Here is a 19,850-nt window from a genome sequence, read left to right as displayed (position 1 = left end):
GAGGAAAATTACAAAGTAATTTGACGAAGCAATCTCAGGAGTTTGTTATTATTTCATGAGATTGCCACGCAGCCTACGGCTGTTCGCAATGACGATTTGGTATCCCGCACAGGAATGATATTTTTAGAACAATATCTTTAACTTTAATGAACCTTGGTGGCTAGTATATTTGCTGCGTAAATTACAGTTATACGTTGCAAGTAGCTCAATATTCTTATGAGCGGTAAGTAAACTTGCACCTACATTATAGCCGACTTTCGGTGTGCTGCTACTTGTAGTGTTCTCAAAGTAATTATCTGCCCAAATAAATCTAGCTTTCACCTTAGGTTGCTTATTGCTAATCTATTTTCTACGGAGACATGTAGTCCAGGTACTATTCGAGTATCGTTTGATAATCTCTTAGGAGCGGTTAATTTTATGCCTGCAATCCCTGTAGTTAAGTTACCGGACTTACCAGCGACATACATATTATTCACACCTGTACCGGTTTCGGTATAAGCATTATCTTTATATGTATTATATCTAATACCGATATTAGGCATTAAATTTATACCGTCCATGGCAGAGAATTGATAACCGACATTACCCTTAAAACCATAAGCTTTGCTTGTATATTTACCGCTAGCCGTTTTATAGCTATGAAGTCCTACCGGTCTTAAGTCCTTTTTGTTGATTTTACTGTTACTTGCTGAAAATATTTCTTGTAATATAAGGCCATTACTAAATTGTTGTTGACCGTATAGAGAAATAATATCGCTTTCTGCTGATAATTTATCACCAGTGCTTGAACCTTTAAACTTAAAGTCAGAGTTCATACGGCTATATGCAATACCGACAAGACTATTTTCCCCGATGTAAAGCTCACCGCCGATCGTGCCGCCGGATACCGTGCCTTTATAGCTAGGATTACCTTTATATGCATCTTGATTACTTGAACCGAAAGTACCGGCAACCCATAATCCTTTTTTAGTAATTATAGGGTTTGCTTTATCACCTGCTACAACGGCTATCATAGTACCGCCTGATAAGTGATTATTAATACTAGTAGTTACTGCTTCAGCTGTAACTACACTAACCGATCTTGTTCCTTGCTCGGTTAAATGCTCTAATACTTTTTTTGCATTATCAGGTGCAACTTGAGCTAAGTTTGCCACGAATAATAAGGATTGTTCTTGTTTTGTTTTACTCACTACAACAGTATCATCATTAGCTACTGCTTTAAGCTCAGATTTATTATTTATTAATTCCTTAGCAAGCTCTACAGCGTGTTTTTCAGGATTTTGCATAACAAGTACAGATTTTTCTCTAATCACTTCTTTTTGTGCTTCCGCTACAAAAGTATTTTCCGTATGAACAACGATAGTATTATTGATTGCCGCAGCTAATTTTTGCGACTCAGGTTTTTCAACATATTCCTCTGCTACTCTTATTTCGTTAGCTTGACGTTGCTGATACTCCGCTTGCAGTCTTTGCTGTTCAGCTCTTTCGTTAACGCTAAGCTTGAGCTTGTACTTGTTGCTGTGCTTGTGCATCTGCCGGTACTACTAAACCGGCTAGGTTAGCTTGTGTCTCTGCATCAACTTGATCTTGTCTAGCTTGAACCAATTCTAGAGCTATATTATTAATTGGTTATTGTATCTCTCTTTGTCTAGCTTGTCCATCTCGCTGCAGTACTGCAATTTATACTGGTACTTCTCTTTGTGCATTTGTTAAGTCCAGCTGTGCTACAAACGGAGCATTACGAATATCAAATAAAGCTTGCTGTGCTCAATTTTGTGCCCCTATATCGGCTCCTGCACATGCAGCATTTAATCGTTGCTGTGCATCTGCTAATTGTTGCGGATTCTCGACTTGTATTCGTGCTAGTGCATTCTGTGCTTGCCTTAACCTTAAGTTTTCTCTGTCTACTTGTTGCTGACCCCTCACCGGAACCGCTACCATATCTTGCTGTAGTCGTGCTTGTCTCTGTCCTAACGTATCTACTGTTTCTCTTGCTACTATTACGTTTCCTACTATCGCTGCTTCCGCTCTTGCTTGAGCATGTGCCGGTTGTGCCGCCGTTTGCACTCCTACTTGTTGTACTTGTAATCCTTGCGGTAAAGCAACAGTTCCGGTAGCTGCAGTATAAGTATATCCATTAGGAACAAATGCATCTCTATTACTCATCCTCAAAATTGATAGGGCGGCTACATCATTCGCCGTGTGAGCTCTATTAATATTAATCACAATATTTGTACCAAATGCCGTAGGGAGATTTTGAAAAACTATACCGCTTTTTCCTAAAGCATTCATAGTAATATTGCCTTCAAGTACTACATCACCGGTAAGAATTACGTTACGTCTAAGATCAAATGTCGAGCCGTTAATGTTAGCATTACCGTCAATTGTAATGTCCTGCGTGCGAATATTATAAGTCCCCGAATCAAAATTAGTTTATCTAGAATGAATATCATTATGCAATTTGTGTTCATGATTACCTTCAAACGTCACTTTAGAAACTTGTTTAATTTGTGAGCCGATTTCATAAATATCAGGAATCTTTATGAAAGTTACCTCTCCTCTCATAGTTTTAGTAGTAGTAATATTACCGGTAAAATCTTTATTAACCCTTACCTTCCCAAAACTTATAAACTCTAAATTCCCTGTATCTATTACACTGCCGTTGCGATGTTTCATATCAACTTTTTCTTTAAATACAAACTCAATAGATTCAACGGCACTAATATCATTACCGGTAATGGTTAACTCAGAACCTGTTCCATTACCGCTTGTAAGCTTTAGCTTTGCTTTTGCATTATTATTGACTCCATATGCAAGAGGTGCTCCTAAAACATTTTGAACTGCCCTTTGAGTTTGCGGATTGTCAACGTTAGTTATATTGTTAATACTAACTCTTGTAGTTGGATTGCCTTCAATAATAGTAAATATCCCATTAAAACCATAAAGATTAACCCTATGGTTATTTTCTGCGATAATAATATTGTCATTATCTTGCGAAAGATAATGGTTGTGATTATATCTCTAATCATTCATCGTACCTATATTAGAAGATGGATTTCCCGCCGGAATAATATCCACCACAAAGCCTCCCATACTTGCAAGTAGCCCGATACTACTGGTTGCTAGTAAAAGTTTATTAAAAAAGTTTTTTTCTTATTAGTTATAATTTCCCCTATAACTTATTGCTTTTAATGATTTTACCACTTAACTTATCGGTCATAATACACTATTTATTTACGACACACAATAATTAATGAATAAATTTACTATTAGTTAATATTTATTAATTATTTACAATGTCGTGATTTATGAAATTTAAGGGAAATAGGCTGGTTTAATGAAAGGTAGGGGTTATGGTGTTTGTTTGGTAGGTAATCGTCATTGCGAGCAGACATCACCCGCGTGGATCAGTTTTCCGTTGTCATCCCGTGGCTTGACCACGGGATGACAAGATCCGCACAACAATATCGTAATTTCCTCGCAATGACGTCAAAATAACATCCTATTCATCATCTATATTAGAAAGCTCATCTTGTAATTCTCGAGAAAATACATCCTCATCATCGTTAGAATCATTCGATTTCTTAAGAAAGTTTTTGAAATTATTTAGGTTCTTTATTTTCAAATATTTCAATAGATTTTAAAGTCTCGTTTGGAATTATAACTATAATATTTTTACTTAATTCATCTAAATAATTAGTGGTAACAGAAACTTTCAGTACTCCTCCATATTTGCTCTGTTTGCTACTTACTACAAAATCTTTTAAAGATTTACTTTTAAAATAGTTTTCAGAAGTAAAGATCATTGTTATAAAAAATAGTACTAACGAGATAGTAATACCTACGGCAAATCCTGCTAATAGCCCTAAGAATCTGTCAATAAAACCGTTTCTCATAAATGAAATTATAGCAAGAAATTTATAAACTATAAAAACACATAAAATTAAAGCAATAACATAAGATATAACACCGGCAATAATTATTCTTATAACCTCATTATCCATATATTTCCCGATTAAGTCAGAAATATATGGATATAAAAAATATCCTAACATTATAGAAGTAATAAAACCGAGTATTCTAGTTGCAAACCCGATTATGCCTTGATATAAGCCAAAAAATGAGAAAAGAGTAATAATAGCAAAAATAGTAATATCAAAAAATGTGATCATTATTGTTAACTTCTATTGAATAATTGGATTTAAATCTTATATATTATATAATTAAAGTTTAATTTATGGACGATAAAATTTTTCATAACTTATCCGGTAAAACACTAGTTGCTACACCGCATGTAATTACAAAAGGCATTTACCATAAATCCTTAATTTATATGTTATCACACACGGAAGAAGGAGCAATAGGATTAATATTTAACCGCTTAGTAAATCATATAGATTTAAAATCGTTTTTTAAAATAAAAAATGACGAAATAACAACCCCGGTTATGGTTCCTATATATCTTGGCGGACCCGTAGAACATGAAAAAGGATTTTTTCTTCATTCTAGTGATTATAATAAAAATTTGTTATTGGATTTCCATAATGATTTAGCAGTAAGCTCTAATTTAGAAATTTCAGAAGATATAGCTTTCGGTAAAGGACCTAAAAATAGCTTATTCATTGTCGGTTATACAGCATGGAAACCAGGGCAGCTTGAAGAAGAATTAGAGAAAAATCTATGGCTGGTTATGGATTGTAATAAAGAATTTATTTTTGCCGATAATACTGAAAGTAAATGGCATAATGCATTAAAACACTTAGGCATTGATGAAATACATTTCTCATCACAAATAGGAAATGCTTAGAGATTATCTGTTAACCATTTTTCGGTAAACCTAAGCAATAATACTTTAAAAATTTTCCCTGACTGCTAATTAAATACACAAAATTAGAATGTTGTAATTCATATTTGTTTGTTTTTACATCAAATATTTTGGATGTATAGAAGACCTTAAATTGATCTGCTAATTGTTCAATATCTTGGACTCTCCCCGTTAAACCTATAAAATTATCATCTATTTTTTCTAAATATTTAATACCTCACTTGTATCATGCTCAGAATCTAGAGTAATAAAAACTACTTGTACTAAAATATTCTCTTTCTTCAAAATCTTAATAATATCTTCTACTCTTTTTAGTTCTTGATTGTCATATAAGGAATAGGGAGTATTAAAATAAATCAAACTTAAATGACCTTGCAAATGGGTACTATCCAATTTCTTTCCTTCTTGATCTATAAGAGTAAACTTAATTTTAGGCGAATTGTCCATATTACTAGTTTTCGCACCAATTTTAAGCTTAGACGAAGTTAATGAAGAATACAATAAACATAAAAATATTATGCCTGTAATCATAGCTAGGGCTATAAAAATTTTTATAATATACATTTGGTTTTTTTCTCATAACCTAAGTAATTATTAATATTTATTTATAATAAAACTTATTCTTATCATATATGCAATAAAAATCATCTTTCAGTATATTAAATATCGTAATATCTAAATTGTGATATTTTTAGTTAATCTTAAAGTTAAGATTATTAAATAAAAAACAACTAAGAAACGGATTAATTATGTACAATTATACCGTTTATGTAAAACGTTTAAATGATAAATTTAAAAAACAAGAACATACGGAAATAGTAGATAGTACTATTTCTGAAGACCCCTTATTTCAAATACTAAATGACAACAACAATGCAACTCAACCGATACAAACACTTCTAAATCAAAATTCGTTTGAAATAACAAATAATATTGAACACAATAAAGCAGAAAATATGAGGGATATAATGATGTTGAAAAAAGAAGAAATAAAGGAAGCAGAAATGGAAAATTTTATATCCGATATGTTAAAGGATAAAAATTTTATCGACTTAATTAATAAAGATAGTGGAAATATGAATCTATTATTGATAGGAGTAATAAAGCTATAATTATATTAGGGCAAGAGAAAGAAGATTTAAATCTCATAACTAATTTTCTTAAAGACAGTGAATTAATATTAGAAAGTAATGAGTATGGAGATTGGGACTTTTCAAAAAAAAGTCTAACAGTAAGTTCAAATATTTTAGATAGTTTTTATATAAAAAACGAAAAATATTTAACATATAACAGTTCTTATTTGGATGCTGCTAATTCATCCTCTGAATCTACTATTGACAAATTTTTCCTACAAAAAATCTAAGTACGACTCCTACTAAATTTATATTAGCAATAAAAAATATTGAAACCAAAAACTCTAACTCTTCCCTTGTCAAAGCCAATCTAGAAAAACTTGTAGGTATATTTGAACAATTTACTAAATTATTGAGATATATTGATATAAATGAAGGTAATTTATCTATAGTAGTGACCGATAGCCCAAGCAAGCAATAATCATACTCGTATATCTAAAATTATTGATGACACTATAAAACTCGGTAATTTTAGCGATGAACAAAAGAGTATCATTAATAAAATAAAAGATTCTATTTATTACCTCAAGCTAGCGAGCAAGCAAAAGACTATACAAATCTATTAAATATTAGAGTGATAATTATATCATTCTAGATGAATATAATAAAATAACAATCGACGGCAAAAATTTAACATATATTTTAAATTCTATAAATGTAATTAATAAAGAAGTACCAATTAGTATCAATGAGCTTAAAACATATATAGAAAAAAATGGGAACAAAATATAAAAAATAATTTAGAGAATCTTCTAAATTACCTTAAATATTTATCTAACATCAAATTTTCCGAAAAAGAAAATTTGGTTACACTTAATTCTGCAAAATGGTTTAACGATTTATTGAGTAATCTCGGAGCATATAATATAAAAGAAAAGTTATTAGAATCATTTAAGCAATATGCAAAGATAAAGATTCATTTTATAACAAATTAAATGAGACTATTGAAAAATTTTATGAAGATATCAAAAATAACGATGTTTTAGACTTAAAAGCAATCAATAATATATATAACTTAAAAAACTTTTTACAGCATATTAACAATTCTAACACTGATGTTGAAAATTTAGATAATATTAAATTATTTTTAACAAAGAACTTTAAGAATTTTTATAATATATTAGGTATAACTATAAATAATAGCATTAGTAATTTAGAAAAACTAATAGGCTCAGTCAGCAAGCAAGAAGCTAAATCTCTTTGGAAGTATATTACCGCCTCTAAATCTATTACAGAAATATCTCAAAATTTCGATAAAGTAATATATGATAAGCTTTTACATCAGCCTGTGTTACCTGATCAAGCGCTACCTATTTATAATTTATTAGAAAAATTACTAAAAGAAACTCATAAATCTATTAATGATAGTTATAAAAACGAAAACTTATATAAACATCAATTAGCAGAAATTTATTGTCAACAAGCACAAATCTGTACACCTAATGGCTTAACAAAACTATCTAAAAACTCAATAGGATTGTATGAAAACGCTGCTAACCTTGGTTCTAAAGAGGCAAATATAAAACTTGGGAAGATTGAATTGAAGAGCGGAAATTATGTAAAAGCTTTAGAATATTTTAAAAATACTACTCATATATCTTATGTAAAAGAAGCTTTTAATAAATTATTACATCTCAAAGAATCAGAACTAAAAAAGAAAATACAGCAAAAGAATCCGCAAGATATAGCTAAATTAGCATCAGAAATAATTGAATTATATTCAAGCCAAGGTGATTTTTATAACCAATATAATTTAGATATATCAGAAAAAAGTCTGCAAGATTCACTAAAAGTATTTTGTCTTAATACGAAAGCTCTCATAGAAGAACAAGGAAGACCTAAACCTTATGGAATATTATATGATTTGTCTAAAGAGTTAACATCAATAATTTCTTCACCGTGTAGTCAACTTAAATTTATACAAAAAACTGAAAAATATAAAAATTTAGCAGAAAAATTTAATATCTCTTAATACAATTTTTATAGACAAGCAGAAATGTGGTGCTAGTATAAAAATAGCTATATTTAAAGATGAATTAGATTATGACAAATAATCAATTTCCCGAAGATACCAAAAAAATTGCTGATCAAATAAAAGATGCATTAATGGGTATTAGTGATGATCTTGTACTTGAAAGTAAAGAGGTAGAGGAAATTTTTGAAGAATTAAGCCAAAATGAAGAATTTGAGTATGAGATGGAACGAATGCTTGCTATCTTAAATGAACAAACTATGGATTTAACTCAACTGCAAAGTCAGATTATCTTATTAATCCGTAAGTATTTAGGTAAAACTAAAAACTTAAAGCTTAAAATGGATGAGAAGCTCATTAACAAGAATGTTGCCGAAGTCAGTAATTATTTAATGCATCAGCATTCTAAAATAGTTAGAGATGCTAATAAAAACCTTGCAAACCCAAAAGACAAATTACAAGGTTTAACCAAACAAGCTAGAATAGACTTAAAACGTTTATTAAAAAGCTTTGCCGTTTACCAAATTTATATGTTTATGAACCCAAAAAGAATAGCAGGCGAAACAAAGCTAATGAACTTCGCCTATAATATGATCAGAGGGGGCATGAAACTCGCTAAAAAATATGAAGGCGGCAAGGAAAAAGACATTAAATCATATTCACCTAAACTTATTAAAAAACTTGAAAAAGCTCATGTCGGCTTTAAAAAAAGTGGCGGTATATCAATTTAACTATTGTATCTTTTTATAAAGAGCTTATACTAAACTAACATCAATATTATGATTAGGTATCACAAGCTTTCAACTTAAATTATTCATGTAAACTTAATATTTCGGAACTAATAACTTGGGTACATCTTGGCTGCAGTACTCAAGAAAAACACCACGCTCAACCTGTAAAAATTAACATAAAACTCTTTCTCTCAACTCCTCCCCTTGCTACTGCAACGGATAATATAAACGATACTGTTTGTTATGCAGAAATCGTACGGCTAGTACAAAAACTTTCTCAAGAAAATCACTTTAATCTTATCGAGTATTTAGCCGCACAAATATATGATATTATTTATCAAAATTTTATCGAATCTAAATTAGAAAAGATTTTTCTAAACGTAACCGTTACTAAATTAAAATCACCGGTTTCAGGAGTGCATGGCGGAGTTTCTTTTTCTTATTCAGCGAAAGGAGACACTATGATTTATATTTCTATAGGCAGTAATTTAGGTAATAGACTTTTAAATATTAAAAAAGCTCTAAATTTACTAAAAAGTTGTGATTTTATATTGCTTAAGCAAGCTATTATTTTTGAAACACAAGCTATTCTACCACCTAATGCAGATAAAGCTTGGGATAAATCATATTTAAATATGGTTGTGCAGGGCAAAAGTACTTTAACGCCTAGTAAACTTCTAATTGAGCTTAAAAAGATTGAAAAACAACTAGGTCGAGCAAGCTCTTATGATAAATGGTCTCCAAGAGTTATTGACTTAGATATCCTACTTTGGAATAATTGCCATATAGATTTACCTGATTTAAAGATACCGCATCCTGAATTATTAAACAGACCGTTTCTTATTCATCTAATTGCAGGTTTAAGCTTGGAATGTCGTTATTCATGTCCGATCAATAATTTTTACAACAATAAAACCTTTGCAGAAATAGCACATTTAATTGAAAATCAAGGAGTTATACGCTCTCTTGTTTTAAATCCTCAATTTGTCGGTATTTTAAACATTACTCCTGATTCTTTTTCTGATGGAGGATTGAGTTTTCATAAAGAAGATGCCGTTAGAAATTTTGTACGCTTGAATAAATGAAGGGGCTACAATAATTGAGCTTGGATCACAATCAACACGTCCTTCTGCTTTAATTATTAATGAAGATGAAGAATATGCAAGGCTTAATAATGTTCTTGAAGAGCTTAAGGAAGTTATAGTCAGTATTGATAGTTTTACTCCTGAAGTAATTAAACGTGTTTTAAAAAAATACCCTATTTCCTGTATCAACTTGGTTAAAAATAATCTAGATGATTATACATTACGATTAATTGCCGATTATAATTGTAAAATTATTACTATGCATTCATTAACCGTTCCACCGCAAAAACAAAAATGTCTTGATTTTGATAAATCTCCGCTTTCTAGCTTAAATATATGGACAGAGCAAGAAATAACAAAATTAGAAAAATGTGGATTTGATAGAAAAAATATCATTCTTGATCCTGGAATTGGTTTTGGAAAATCCGTTTATCAAAATTTATAAAGATTTTAAAAAATTGTATTTGTATTGTTTTTTCAAGAAATACACTATTACAATCTTATAATAATATATTTTTTATTAAATCCTTAGATGATTTTTGGCAGGTAATAAAACCTTTTACTGATAAGAAAATTTTTATGGTTGGAGGAGCAGAAATAGCGACTTTTTTCCTAGAGCAAAATCTTATTGATGAATTTTTACTTACAAAAATAAATAAAAATTATGATGGAGATACTTTTTTTCCTCTTAATCTTTTAGCAGAATGGCATTCTGTAATAATAGATAAAACAAACAATTATCAGATTTATAAATTTACTAAGAGGTTATCAGTAAATAAATTTTAGAACAGCTTAATATAAAAATCTTGAGCAATATAACCTCTTAAATCATCCATTTTATCAATTATGGAATATGGGAAAACTTACTCATTCTACTTTACAAATTTACGCAAAAGAATATTATCATCACGTTGCAGCTTTCCTACGTTATATAAGTGCAATACATTCCAAATGTAGTGATATACAAGCTAGACAAATATTACTTGGTAATCTTATAGAAGAAGAACAAGGTGAAGAAAATCACCCGGAACTATGGAAACGTTTTGCTGAAGGACTTGGATGCTTAAGAAACCAACTCACTTCAGAACCTAAATTAGACTCAACTCAAAAACTTGTTCAAGGTTATTTTAAATTAACAGAGAAATCTTTTTCTATAGGTCTTGGAGCACTTTATGCTTATGAGCGTCAGACTCCTAAAGTATCTGACTCTAAAATTCAAGGGTTACAAAAATTTTATGGAATTTCAGATTACAGAACTTTACAATTTTTCATTGTTCATAGTAAAGTTGATCAATGGCATACACAAGAATGTGCAAATTTGATTAATAATTTAAGCTCAAAAGAACAAAAATTAGCATATCAAGAAGCAATAAAAGGAGCAAAACTACTATGGCAATTTCTAGACGGTATAAATGCAACGTATCAATAATTTAACTATTATTCTTTCATAAAATGAAAAATATCTTCCTACATTCCTTAAGTCTTGAGAATTATCGTAATTTTAAAAATCTTGAACTAAAAACAGATAATACACCAATAATTTTAATAGGTGAAAACGGTAGCGGTAAAACTAATATTTTAGAAGCTATATCGCTATTTTATCCAGGAAGAGGGCTGAGATCAGCAAAACTTGCCGATATATGCAAAACTTCAGAAGATCATTGTCTAGTTAAAGCTCTATTGCAAAGTAAGCTAGGACTTGCAGAATTTACCACCCAATTTAAACGTAGTTCTAATAGAAGGATAACTGAGTATAACGAAAGTAAAATAGCCAATAATGAGTTAAGTAAATTCACTAGCATGGTATGGCTGACTCTGCACATGGAAGGAATCTTTACAAGCGGTAGCAGTGATAGAAGAAAATTTCTTGATAGAATAGTTTATAATTTTGATCCAAAGCATGCAGAGCTAGTTAGTAAATACGAATATTACATGCATGAGAGAAATAAAATTCTAGTAGAAGATATAAGAAATGATAATTGGCTTAAAATTATTGAAGAAAAGATGGCTGATATTTCTAACCATATTGCTAATAATCGCTTAAAAACCTTAGAATTTATGCAGCAAGCAATAGATGACCTTGAAAATGAATTTCCAAAAGCCGATTTATCGATCGACGGCATTGTTGAACAAAAAATATTAAACGGCAAAGAAAATATTGTTAGTTTTATTACTGCAGAACTTTATCAAACAAGAAGCAAAGATAAACTACTTGGTCGCACTAGTTTTGGAGTTCATAAAAGTGACTTTTTAGTAAAGCATCAAAAGAAAAATATCTTAGCCAAATTCTGTTCTACCGGTGAACAAAAAGCTATATTAATTGCAATAATCCTTGCTGAAATGAATTATGCTATAAAGCTAACTAAAATAGCACCGATTTTACTTTTAGATGAGGTCTTTGTGCATTTAGACGACAAAAGACGTCAATATTTAATCGAATTTTTTACCGGCTTAAACATGCAACTATGGATTACCACTACCAATCTAGAGGGAATAGAAAATTTTGCAACTAAAGCACAATTGATTAAGTTATAGTTTGTGTAATAATGTCATTCCTAGCTAAAAGCGGTGTTGTTTCATGGCTTTTATGTCATTCCTACGAAAGCAGGAATAACATCAAGAGTATTTTCTGATCCATACAATGGAGCACTATCCCAATCAGATTCACAAGAAAAATTTACAACATTCTTCTTGATTTTTATCGCACCTCTTAAAAAACCAAAATAACTATTATTATTTTTCATAAAATAAAATTACACTTCACTTACATATTATATGAGCATTAGTTAAATTTAAAGTTTTTTGTATATAAATATATTGCTTAATCTTTTGAAACTGCTTAAAATTAATTTTTAATTTATGTAAATACTATGACAAAACAAGCTAATAAAATATCCTATGATGAAGTACCTTATTCTCCATTTACTTTCAGTTATACCTCCTCACCTTATTTAAGAACTATCGGCAAGCTATTCGGGCTAAACCCTCCACCTCTTGAAACTGCTAAAATACTTGAACTCGGTTGTGGAATCGGTGTTAATCTGCTTAACTTTGCTGAAACATATCCTAAATCACAATCTCTAGGTATTGACTTATCCAAAATACAAATAGAATTAGGTAAAAAAATTATCAGTGATTTGAAAATAAAAAATGCCGAACTAAAGGCATTATCTATATTGGACCTTGATGAGTCATACGGTAAGTTTGATTACATAGTTTGTCACGGCGTATATTCATGGGTACCTGAAGAAGTACAAGATAAAATACTCGAAGTCTGTAATAAACTGCTAAATCCGAACGGCATAGCTTTTGTAAGCTATAATACGCTCCCGGGCTGGAATATGCAGGGAACAATACGTGAAATGGTTATGTTCCATTCAGAGCTATTTAATACTAGCCATGATAAATTACAGCAAGCTAGATTACTTTTAAAGTTCATCAATGACTCATTAGAAAGCTCCACAACGCCTTATTCTAATTTCTTACGAGATGAAACAAAATTATTATCTGCATATACGGACTCATATGTATTACATGAATATTTAGGCGAAATTAATACAGGTACATATTTTCACCAATTCATAGAAAAAGCTCAAAAAAACCATCTAAATTACTTAGGTGATGCGTCGCTTACTACAATGTTTATTGGTAATTTACCTACTCAGGCAGCAGAAAAACTACAAGCCGTTAATGATATTGTTCGCACTGAGCAATATATGGATTTTATCACTAATAGAAAGTTCCGCTCGACATTATTATGTCATCAAAACATACCTATAAACAGAAAAATTGAATTTAATAATTTAAAAGGGTTTTTTACTAGCCTTAATATTAGACCGGTAATTCTAGAAAAAGCTGTTGATTTAACTAACGAACAGGAAAATGTTAGCTTCTATTACGAAAATTTACCTGAGCCTTTTATTTCAACCACTTCACCGATCATGAAAGCTATTTTATATGTATATGCCGAAAATATTAGCAATCCGATAAGCTTAGAACAAGTAGCAAAAGAAGCTTTTAAAAAGCTTGGTAAATATCAATTACAAGATTTCTTAGCAGCATTAGAACAACATTTTATCATATTCATTTTTCAAGGTTATCTCAAAATATTTGAGACCAAACCTCATGCTATAGCAACTATCACCGAAAAACCTAAAACTAGCGAATTTGCAAGATACCAAGCAAAACAAGCACATTTTAATAATGTAACTAGCGTGTTTAGCGTCACTAATAGACTTAACGATATGGTAGGTATACCGATACATGAAAAATATATTTTAGAAATGTTAGACGGTACGCATAATATTGATGATATTAAGAAAGGCGTTCTTGAAAAAATTAATTCAAAACTTTTAACTGCTCGTGACGATAAAGGACAGGAAGTAACAGATCCAAAATCATTAAAAGAATTTGTTGACTATGTAGTTAATACATCCCTTGAGAAATTCCGGATGAATTATCTGTTAGTAGAGTAATTAAAATGTTCGTGGTCAATTCTGCTTTGTTGCATGGATTAGCTTTTTCGTTATTGCGAGTAGTCGTAGACTACAGCCAATCCATAAAAATATAATCCGAGTAAATGAAGAGTAGCTATACGAAGCTCAACCTGGAAAAGAGCAAGGAGTCTACAAGCCGAGGAGCGGAGCGTATACTTAATACGTGAGCATCCGAGGACTTACAAAAACGACACAGCCAATTTTTCAAGTTGAACGAGTATAACTATGCTACTAATTTTTCACGCAATACTTCAACTAACTTATTAATTGCTTCGGTTGGGTGGATGTTTTCAAGGATAGCAAGCTCGCCTGCAAGTCTATTTAAAGCTGATTCGTAGAGTGTTCTTTCACTGTAAGAACGATCATTATCAACATTTTTATGTAAGTCCCGTAATACTTCGGCTATGGCTACAATATTACCTGAGTTAATTTTGCCTTCATATTCTTGGGCTCTTCTACTCCACATTCTATTTCCTTGTTTTGGTTTACCTTGAAGAGTTGAATATATGACATCTAAATCTTTTCTGCTTGCAACCGCTCTAAGACCAACAACCACAGCTCTACTAACAGGCACTTTTAATGTCATTTTATCCTGCGAAAAGGAAATTACATATACTTTAATTTCAGTACCTGCAATAGTATGATATTCTATATTTGTTATTTCACCAACTCCATGTGCAGGATAGACAATTCTCTGCCCTATTTTAAACTCGGATTTTTGTTCGGATTGTGTTGTATTTGCCATTATTAATTCCTCCGTAGTGGTTTTAGTGCCTAAGAACTTAATGTTAGACTATTATTTTCTATAGCATAGCACATTTTGCTTTTATTATAAAGTAGAGATTTTTATTGAAATAAAATTGATACGATCTTATTGTAGATAATATTAATAAGTTAAAGGAATAAATATGCGAAGTATTTTTATTGTACTAATATTTTTATTATTTTTGAGTAGCTGTTCAGAAGAAAAAGCACAAGATAAGAACCATGAGGAAAAACAAATAATAGAGCACGAAACTCTACAAAATAACGAAACTTCTAAAGAAACGAGTCAGGAAGCCGCAAATTCTGAAAATACGGCTGAATCAATAGTTCCTGTTAATGATAATAATCAGACTGATGAAGTATCAACGCCGGCTTCACAAGAACAAAAAAATCCTGCAATAAAACCTGTTAAAGTCACTTTTAAAGTTGATGATAATGATATGGTTCTCGGTAATAAAAAATCAAATGTTATAGTAGTCGAGTATTTTTCTCCTACCTGTCCGCATTGTGCTTATTATCACCAAACAATTTTTCCAGAACTTAAGAAAAAATATATTGATACTCACAAAATTGCATATGTGGTTCGTGAATTTATTGCTACTAAACAAGATTTAGATGCTGCAATTTTAGCCCGATGCAAGGGGGATATAAATAGTTTTACACAACTTCATAATATCATATTAATACAACAAGATAAGTGGGCATATAGCAATAAATACAGAAAATTATTAACTGATATAGGACAACTTGGCGGTATTTCTCCGGAAGAATATAAACAATGTTTAAATAATGATAAAATTACTGCTATACTAATTGCTAATACCAATTTTATAGCAAAAACACCCAAATTTATAGGGACTCCTTCTTTCTTCGTTAACGGAGTACAAACAGGAAGTTATAGTATAGATACTCTTTCCACAGCAGTTGATAAAGCTTTAGAGGAGCAGAAAGAAAAAGCAAAAAATGAAACGAGCTTGTAATTTAGATCGTCATTGTGAGCAGTCGTAGACTGTGTGGCAATCTCGTTAAATATCCTGAGATTGCTTCGTCGACGCCTATGGCGTCTTCTCGCAATGACGGAGATAAACTAATGAATACGGAAAAACTAAAAGATATCAAAGCAAGAATTAAAGACTTAAAAACTCCTAAGTTTTCTAATCCTAAAATTCGGCAAGAAATTAGCCCGTTCACTATCGCTGTAGATTTAGTTTCAGGTACAATGGTAGGTGTCGTAATTGGAATATTTACGGATAAATTTTTTAATTCTAAACCTTTATTTCTTATTATATTTACAATAATAGGAATGATTGCCGGCTTTAACATTATAAGGCAAAAAGTAACTAATAAAAAGTAAGGAAATGACTTATAGCCCTTTAGCACAATTTGATATCAAAAAATTAATAGACATCAAAATGTTCGGTTTTGACGTCAGCTTTACTAATTCGAGTATCTATATGTTACTTGCTAGCATCTTAGCTCTAACTTATTTTTACTTAGCTTTTTATAACCGGAAATTAGTACCTTCTAGATTACAAGTGAGTGCTGAAATAGTTTATAATCTTGTAGCTGATATGTTAAATCAGAATATAGGAGTAAAAGGACGTAAATTTATTCCGTTAGTTTTTAGTTTATTTATTTTCATTTTATTCTGTAATTTACTTGGTATGACACCTTATAGCTTTACTGCTACTAGTCATATTATCGTTACTTTTACCTTGGCAATTCTAGTATTTTTAATGGTAACTATAGTCGGTTTTGTAAAACACGGCTTACATTTTTTAACCCTTTTTTTACCACACGGTACTCCTTTATGGTTAGCACCGTTGATGATAGTAATTGAACTATTTACATATTTAGCAAGACCGGTTAGTTTATCACTGCGACTTGCCGCTAACATGATGGCGGGACATGTTTTATTAAAAGTAATAGCCGGTTTTACCGTTTCATTAATGATTTACTTGAAATTTCTGCCAATCCCTCTTATGGTGATACTAATTGGGTTTGAAATTTTTGTTGCAATACTTCAAGCTTATATTTTTACTATTTTATCTTGTATGTATCTTAATGATGCTATTAATTTACACTAGGCTTTTTGCACAACTTGCTTCTAAAGGTAATTTGTATGTCAATCCGATGCTCGAATCTTCACGTACTTTTGTGTACGCTGCGGTTCTGTGCTTCGTGTTTCCTGCAAATTCCTTTTTATTGGCTTCGTTGTGCAAAAAGCCTATTATACAGATAATTAGATAAAATTTTTTGATTAATTAAAAGTGAGGTTTTTTATGGATATGGTTTCTTTAAAATTTATTGGTACAGGACTTATGGCTATCGGCATGTACGGTGCAGCTTTAGGCGTTAGTAACATATTTAGCTCTCTACTTAGTTCAATAGCACGAAACCCTTCGGCTACAGAAAACTTACAAAGAATGGCTCTGATCGGTGCAGGTCTTGCTGAAGCAATGGGACTTTTTTCCTTTGTAATTGCTATGTTACTTATTTTTTCTTAAAATTCATTTTTAAATAAGATGCCTCAATTTGATATTGCTACTTATTATTCACAAATTTTTTGGCTTATCGTTACTTTCGGCTTATTGTATATCTTTGTTTATAAATTTATAACTCCAAAAGCTGAAGAAATTTTTAATAATAGACAGACAAATATTCAAGATAATATTACGCAAGCCGATACATTGACCATAGAAGTAGAAAAGCTAAATAAATATTATAACGAGGAAATAGATAAAACAAATACTGAAATAGATAGGCTAAAAAAAGAAAAAATAGACTCTTTAGAATCAGAATTTTTAATTAAAAAAAAGAATCTAGAGCAAGATTTAAAAAACGCTATAAATCAAAACATTGAAGATATAAATTTAGCTGCTAAGCAATTTAAAACTAATAAAAGCGCAGCAATCATAAAGCTTGCAGTTAATATTATTGAAAAAATAGCTTGCACTAAAGCAGATATGAATTTACTACAAAATATAAAAGTAAAATAATGAATTTCCTAGATGAGAGCTTCTGGCTTGCCGTTAGTTTTGTAATTTTTGTATATTTAGTTTATAGACCGGCAAAAAAAGCCATTTTAAATTCTTTAGATGCTAAGATTTTAGAAATCCAAAAAAAAGTTCTAAAAGCTGAAAAGTTAAAAGAAGATGCTGCTTTGCTCTTTAAACACACCAACGCACAAATAAAGAAATTAGAAACTTTACGCTCTCAAATGATAGAAGAAAGTAATGAAGTTACCAAGAAAATCATTCAAGAAAAAACTAAAGAAATTGAAGAATTTTTAGAGCATAAAAAATCTGATGCTATACAGTTAATGCAAAACCAAAAATCAACCGCAAGTAAAGAGCTACAAGATGAATTTTGTGATGAAGTGATAAAACTTGTATCCGAATATTTTCAATCAGTTAGGCTTTCAGAAAGCAACATTGCTAAAAATTTAATGGATAAATCTGATTTTCCTCAGGATGAGGGTAAAGCTACATAGCCACACTAACCACTAGCTAGCAATTTATTTAAAATTGCTTCATCATTAACACATACCCGTAATATCGAGCCATCAATAAAATATTCAGGATGTTCGTTTGTTATCTTATTTGTTAATTCAGGATAGGCTCTAACAAATTCTTTTACACAAGTGAAGTTTTTACTAGAGTTGTTAAGCACTCCTAAGCAAATCGCTTCAAAACATAACATTTTAGCTATTTCTATATTTTTAAGGTCCAGATAAAACTCTTAGTTGTTTTGCTAAATATCTATCGCCTAAGTAGCCTTTCACCCCCCAATTTCCTAAGATTGAGAATTTACTATTCCACTTATCTTTAGCAGCATTAATATATATTTTATTTAAAACATTCTTTTGTTTAATTTCTAATGTAACTTCCTCAAAATCGCCTCTTTGTAATATAAACTCCCTAGTTTCGTTATTTTTTATAAATTCTGGTGCAATTTTTTTTAGATAAGTTTTTAGCCTTGTAGTGCCCTAAACCTAAAGTTTGTACGTACATTAAATAAGATTGTTTATAGAACTCTATAGCTTCGTATGTATTATCTAATTTTCATAAATCACTCCGATATTATTAAGAGAGCTAGCAATAAAAGAAGGATGAACTAATTCTTGATCGATTTTTAAAGCTTTCTTATAATATTTTAACGATTCTTCAAATTTACATAATATATATTCATTATAATAACCCATTTTTTGATATAAATTTGCCTTTCTACATTTATCAATTTCAATATCATCATTTAATATTTTTACTACATGGGGATAAAATATTTTAGAATTTTCCCAGTCCTCACTTGGAACATCTGTTAATATTGGAAATAAATCATCTAAGATTTCTGCTAGTCTTGTATAAATCTCTTTTTCATCTATCACATGTTCTTTATATTTATTTATATATTGCTTTGTTATAAATTGCATTAATCTATGTAATTGTAAGCCGACTTGTCTATTTTGGTATGTTAGATTCATTATCGATAATGCTTCTAACCTTTTTATGGGTTCTTGTAACTTTTCCTCATCTATTAAAAATAATTCTTTGAAAATCTCTATACTGATAAAATCAGGGTCTAAATCTGCAGAATATTGTAATATCCGCCAAGCTAAAGGTGATTTTTCTAATAATTGTAGTAATAAAACGGTTTCTATATGATCACCTTTGCTATTTTTAAAGTAATTAATGTAATCATTTACTTTAAGTAATTTATTTGCTTTTAAATATGCTACTGCTTTAGATAGCCTATAAGGTGATGCAACATCGTTACTACCAAAGTCTTCTACTAATTTATCAATATCTTTCTTGTTTAATCTATTTTTTAGAGATTTCTTTAA

The 19,850-nt window shown here is 30.4% G+C and carries 19 protein-coding genes and 8 pseudogenes; 18 read left to right on the top strand and 9 right to left on the bottom strand.

Translation table 11 applies throughout. The annotated features are described in order from the left end of the window. Positions 1-123 precede the first annotated feature (123 nt). From RGRA_RS11330 to RGRA_RS08220, 3 pseudogenes are all read right to left on the bottom strand, one after another. Positions 124-1,013, bottom strand: a pseudogene (locus tag RGRA_RS11330) (autotransporter outer membrane beta-barrel domain-containing protein). Between the two features lie 1,102 nt (positions 1,014-2,115). After that, positions 2,116-2,979 (bottom strand): annotated as a pseudogene (locus RGRA_RS11325) (hypothetical protein); the annotation flags it as partial. 523 nt (positions 2,980-3,502) lie between these two features. After that, a pseudogene (locus tag RGRA_RS08220) lies at positions 3,503-4,172 on the bottom strand (CvpA family protein). Positions 4,173-4,237: 65 nt separating this feature from the next. On the opposite strand from RGRA_RS08220, the gene RGRA_RS0100685 reads away from it, so the two are divergent. Continuing rightward, the gene (locus RGRA_RS0100685) at positions 4,238-4,807 is read left to right on the top strand and encodes a YqgE/AlgH family protein (protein ID WP_017443511.1); all 570 of its coding nucleotides are present in this window, start codon (positions 4,238-4,240) and stop codon (positions 4,805-4,807) included. Positions 4,808-4,817: 10 nt separating this feature from the next. Here the strand turns inward: RGRA_RS0100685 and RGRA_RS08215 are convergent. Then, a pseudogene (locus tag RGRA_RS08215) lies at positions 4,818-5,389 on the bottom strand (SCO family protein). 185 nt (positions 5,390-5,574) lie between these two features. Here RGRA_RS08215 and RGRA_RS12045 point away from each other — a divergent pair. The 9 genes and pseudogenes from RGRA_RS12045 (at position 5,575) to recF (ending at position 12,281) form a co-directional block, all read left to right on the top strand. Then, complete coding sequence (locus tag RGRA_RS12045) at positions 5,575-5,937, top strand: hypothetical protein (protein ID WP_162146303.1); 363 nt, start codon at positions 5,575-5,577, stop codon at positions 5,935-5,937. Between the two features lie 1,309 nt (positions 5,938-7,246). Continuing rightward, positions 7,247-7,930: a hypothetical protein gene (locus RGRA_RS10005; protein WP_017443508.1), complete on the top strand. Its 684-nt coding sequence runs from the start codon at positions 7,247-7,249 to the stop codon at positions 7,928-7,930. A 71-nt stretch (positions 7,931-8,001) separates the two neighbouring features. Then, positions 8,002-8,661: a DUF5394 family protein gene (locus RGRA_RS0100650; protein ID WP_017443507.1), complete on the top strand. Its 660-nt coding sequence runs from the start codon at positions 8,002-8,004 to the stop codon at positions 8,659-8,661. 98 nt (positions 8,662-8,759) lie between these two features. Further along, positions 8,760-9,044: pseudogene (locus tag RGRA_RS12040) on the top strand (dihydroneopterin aldolase); the annotation flags it as partial. A gap of 78 nt (positions 9,045-9,122) precedes the next feature. Beyond that, positions 9,123-9,746 carry a 2-amino-4-hydroxy-6-hydroxymethyldihydropteridine diphosphokinase gene (gene folK / locus RGRA_RS12975; protein WP_157668004.1) on the top strand — a complete coding sequence of 208 codons (624 nt, stop codon included), beginning with the start codon at positions 9,123-9,125 and terminating at the stop codon, positions 9,744-9,746. Next, the gene (locus RGRA_RS0100640; protein WP_330216855.1) at positions 9,739-10,191 is read left to right on the top strand and encodes a dihydropteroate synthase; all 453 of its coding nucleotides are present in this window, start codon (positions 9,739-9,741) and stop codon (positions 10,189-10,191) included. The genes folK and RGRA_RS0100640 overlap by 8 nt, the downstream gene beginning before the upstream one ends. After that, positions 10,191-10,532 (top strand): annotated as a pseudogene (locus tag RGRA_RS0100635) (dihydrofolate reductase); the annotation flags it as partial. The gene RGRA_RS0100640 and the pseudogene RGRA_RS0100635, both read left to right, overlap by 1 nt. Before the next feature lie 67 nt (positions 10,533-10,599). After that, positions 10,600-11,175 carry a CADD family putative folate metabolism protein gene (locus RGRA_RS12970; RefSeq protein ID WP_017443505.1) on the top strand — a complete coding sequence of 192 codons (576 nt, stop codon included), beginning with the start codon at positions 10,600-10,602 and terminating at the stop codon, positions 11,173-11,175. Positions 11,176-11,198: 23 nt separating this feature from the next. Next, positions 11,199-12,281, top strand: coding sequence for a DNA replication/repair protein RecF (gene recF / locus RGRA_RS0100625; protein WP_017443504.1), 1,083 nt, complete (start codon positions 11,199-11,201; stop codon positions 12,279-12,281). A 50-nt stretch (positions 12,282-12,331) separates the two neighbouring features. Here recF and RGRA_RS12235 read toward each other — a convergent pair whose 3' ends face one another. Continuing rightward, positions 12,332-12,490 carry a hypothetical protein gene (locus RGRA_RS12235; RefSeq protein WP_017443503.1) on the bottom strand — a complete coding sequence of 53 codons (159 nt, stop codon included), beginning with the start codon at positions 12,488-12,490 and terminating at the stop codon, positions 12,332-12,334. Positions 12,491-12,616: 126 nt separating this feature from the next. Between RGRA_RS12235 and RGRA_RS0100615 the strand changes: the two genes are divergently transcribed. Together RGRA_RS0100615 and RGRA_RS14210 are read left to right on the top strand one after the other, a co-directional pair. After that, positions 12,617-14,221: a methyltransferase regulatory domain-containing protein gene (locus RGRA_RS0100615; RefSeq protein WP_017443502.1), complete on the top strand. Its 1,605-nt coding sequence runs from the start codon at positions 12,617-12,619 to the stop codon at positions 14,219-14,221. A 131-nt stretch (positions 14,222-14,352) separates the two neighbouring features. Beyond that, positions 14,353-14,455: pseudogene (locus RGRA_RS14210) on the top strand (palindromic element RPE5 domain-containing protein). A 10-nt stretch (positions 14,456-14,465) separates the two neighbouring features. Here the strand turns inward: RGRA_RS14210 and RGRA_RS0100610 are convergent. Continuing rightward, positions 14,466-14,987, bottom strand: coding sequence for a CarD family transcriptional regulator (locus RGRA_RS0100610; RefSeq protein WP_017443501.1), 522 nt, complete (start codon positions 14,985-14,987; stop codon positions 14,466-14,468). Positions 14,988-15,150: 163 nt separating this feature from the next. Between RGRA_RS0100610 and RGRA_RS0100605 the strand changes: the two genes are divergently transcribed. The 3 genes from RGRA_RS0100605 (at position 15,151) to RGRA_RS0100595 (ending at position 17,094) form a co-directional block, all read left to right on the top strand. Next, positions 15,151-15,987: a DsbA family protein gene (locus RGRA_RS0100605; protein WP_017443500.1), complete on the top strand. Its 837-nt coding sequence runs from the start codon at positions 15,151-15,153 to the stop codon at positions 15,985-15,987. A gap of 110 nt (positions 15,988-16,097) precedes the next feature. Further along, complete coding sequence (locus RGRA_RS0100600) at positions 16,098-16,361, top strand: AtpZ/AtpI family protein (protein WP_017443499.1); 264 nt, start codon at positions 16,098-16,100, stop codon at positions 16,359-16,361. Between the two features lie 4 nt (positions 16,362-16,365). Further along, entirely contained in the window at positions 16,366-17,094 is a 729-nt protein-coding gene (locus RGRA_RS0100595; protein ID WP_017443498.1) for a F0F1 ATP synthase subunit A, read from the top strand. Here RGRA_RS0100595 and RGRA_RS09985 read toward each other — a convergent pair. Next, positions 17,089-17,268 (bottom strand): annotated as a pseudogene (locus tag RGRA_RS09985) (palindromic element RPE1 domain-containing protein); the annotation flags it as partial. The gene RGRA_RS0100595 and the pseudogene RGRA_RS09985 sit on opposite strands and share 6 nt — an antisense overlap. Positions 17,269-17,289: 21 nt before the next feature. Here RGRA_RS09985 and RGRA_RS0100590 point away from each other — a divergent pair. The 3 genes from RGRA_RS0100590 to RGRA_RS0100580 are packed head-to-tail and all read left to right on the top strand — an operon-like array spanning position 17,290 to position 18,500. Next, complete coding sequence (locus RGRA_RS0100590; protein WP_010976714.1) at positions 17,290-17,514, top strand: F0F1 ATP synthase subunit C; 225 nt, start codon at positions 17,290-17,292, stop codon at positions 17,512-17,514. An 18-nt stretch (positions 17,515-17,532) separates the two neighbouring features. Beyond that, on the top strand, positions 17,533-18,006 hold the full coding sequence (locus RGRA_RS0100585; RefSeq protein ID WP_017443497.1) for a F0F1 ATP synthase subunit B family protein: 474 nt from the start codon (positions 17,533-17,535) through the stop codon (positions 18,004-18,006). Next, a complete protein-coding gene (locus RGRA_RS0100580; protein ID WP_017443496.1) occupies positions 18,006-18,500 on the top strand; it encodes a F0F1 ATP synthase subunit B in 495 nt (164 codons plus the stop codon). The genes RGRA_RS0100585 and RGRA_RS0100580 overlap by 1 nt, the downstream gene beginning before the upstream one ends. Before the next feature lie 5 nt (positions 18,501-18,505). Here the strand turns inward: RGRA_RS0100580 and RGRA_RS12965 are convergent, their stop codons facing one another. Beyond that, positions 18,506-18,709 carry a hypothetical protein gene (locus tag RGRA_RS12965; protein ID WP_017443495.1) on the bottom strand — a complete coding sequence of 68 codons (204 nt, stop codon included), beginning with the start codon at positions 18,707-18,709 and terminating at the stop codon, positions 18,506-18,508. A gap of 355 nt (positions 18,710-19,064) precedes the next feature. Further along, on the bottom strand, positions 19,065-19,247 hold the full coding sequence (locus RGRA_RS12960; protein WP_010976710.1) for a tetratricopeptide repeat protein: 183 nt from the start codon (positions 19,245-19,247) through the stop codon (positions 19,065-19,067). Positions 19,248-19,850 lie beyond the last annotated feature (603 nt).

Source organism: Rickettsia gravesii BWI-1, assembly GCF_000485845.1.
Classification (GTDB): Bacteria; Pseudomonadota; Alphaproteobacteria; order Rickettsiales; family Rickettsiaceae; genus Rickettsia; species Rickettsia rickettsii.
This window is presented reverse-complemented; position numbering and strand designations above follow the sequence as displayed.

Bases quoted from the DNA above. Each gene is read 5' to 3' on its own strand.
- RGRA_RS0100685 (WP_017443511.1), top strand. From the start codon at position 4,238: ATGGACGATAAAATTTTTCATAACTTATCCGGTAAAACACTAGTTGCT.
- RGRA_RS12045 (WP_162146303.1), top strand. From the start codon at position 5,575: ATGTACAATTATACCGTTTATGTAAAACGTTTAAATGATAAATTTAAA.
- RGRA_RS0100650 (WP_017443507.1), top strand. From the start codon at position 8,002: ATGACAAATAATCAATTTCCCGAAGATACCAAAAAAATTGCTGATCAA.
- folK (WP_157668004.1), top strand. From the start codon at position 9,123: ATGATTTATATTTCTATAGGCAGTAATTTAGGTAATAGACTTTTAAAT.
- RGRA_RS12970 (WP_017443505.1), top strand. From the start codon at position 10,600: ATGGGAAAACTTACTCATTCTACTTTACAAATTTACGCAAAAGAATAT.
- recF (WP_017443504.1), top strand. From the start codon at position 11,199: ATGAAAAATATCTTCCTACATTCCTTAAGTCTTGAGAATTATCGTAAT.
- RGRA_RS12235 (WP_017443503.1), bottom strand. From the start codon at position 12,490: ATGAAAAATAATAATAGTTATTTTGGTTTTTTAAGAGGTGCGATAAAA.
- RGRA_RS0100615 (WP_017443502.1), top strand. From the start codon at position 12,617: ATGACAAAACAAGCTAATAAAATATCCTATGATGAAGTACCTTATTCT.
- RGRA_RS0100610 (WP_017443501.1), bottom strand. From the start codon at position 14,987: ATGGCAAATACAACACAATCCGAACAAAAATCCGAGTTTAAAATAGGG.
- RGRA_RS0100605 (WP_017443500.1), top strand. From the start codon at position 15,151: ATGCGAAGTATTTTTATTGTACTAATATTTTTATTATTTTTGAGTAGC.
- RGRA_RS0100600 (WP_017443499.1), top strand. From the start codon at position 16,098: ATGAATACGGAAAAACTAAAAGATATCAAAGCAAGAATTAAAGACTTA.
- RGRA_RS0100595 (WP_017443498.1), top strand. From the start codon at position 16,366: ATGACTTATAGCCCTTTAGCACAATTTGATATCAAAAAATTAATAGAC.
- RGRA_RS0100590 (WP_010976714.1), top strand. From the start codon at position 17,290: ATGGATATGGTTTCTTTAAAATTTATTGGTACAGGACTTATGGCTATC.
- RGRA_RS0100585 (WP_017443497.1), top strand. From the start codon at position 17,533: ATGCCTCAATTTGATATTGCTACTTATTATTCACAAATTTTTTGGCTT.
- RGRA_RS0100580 (WP_017443496.1), top strand. From the start codon at position 18,006: ATGAATTTCCTAGATGAGAGCTTCTGGCTTGCCGTTAGTTTTGTAATT.
- RGRA_RS12965 (WP_017443495.1), bottom strand. From the start codon at position 18,709: ATGTTATGTTTTGAAGCGATTTGCTTAGGAGTGCTTAACAACTCTAGT.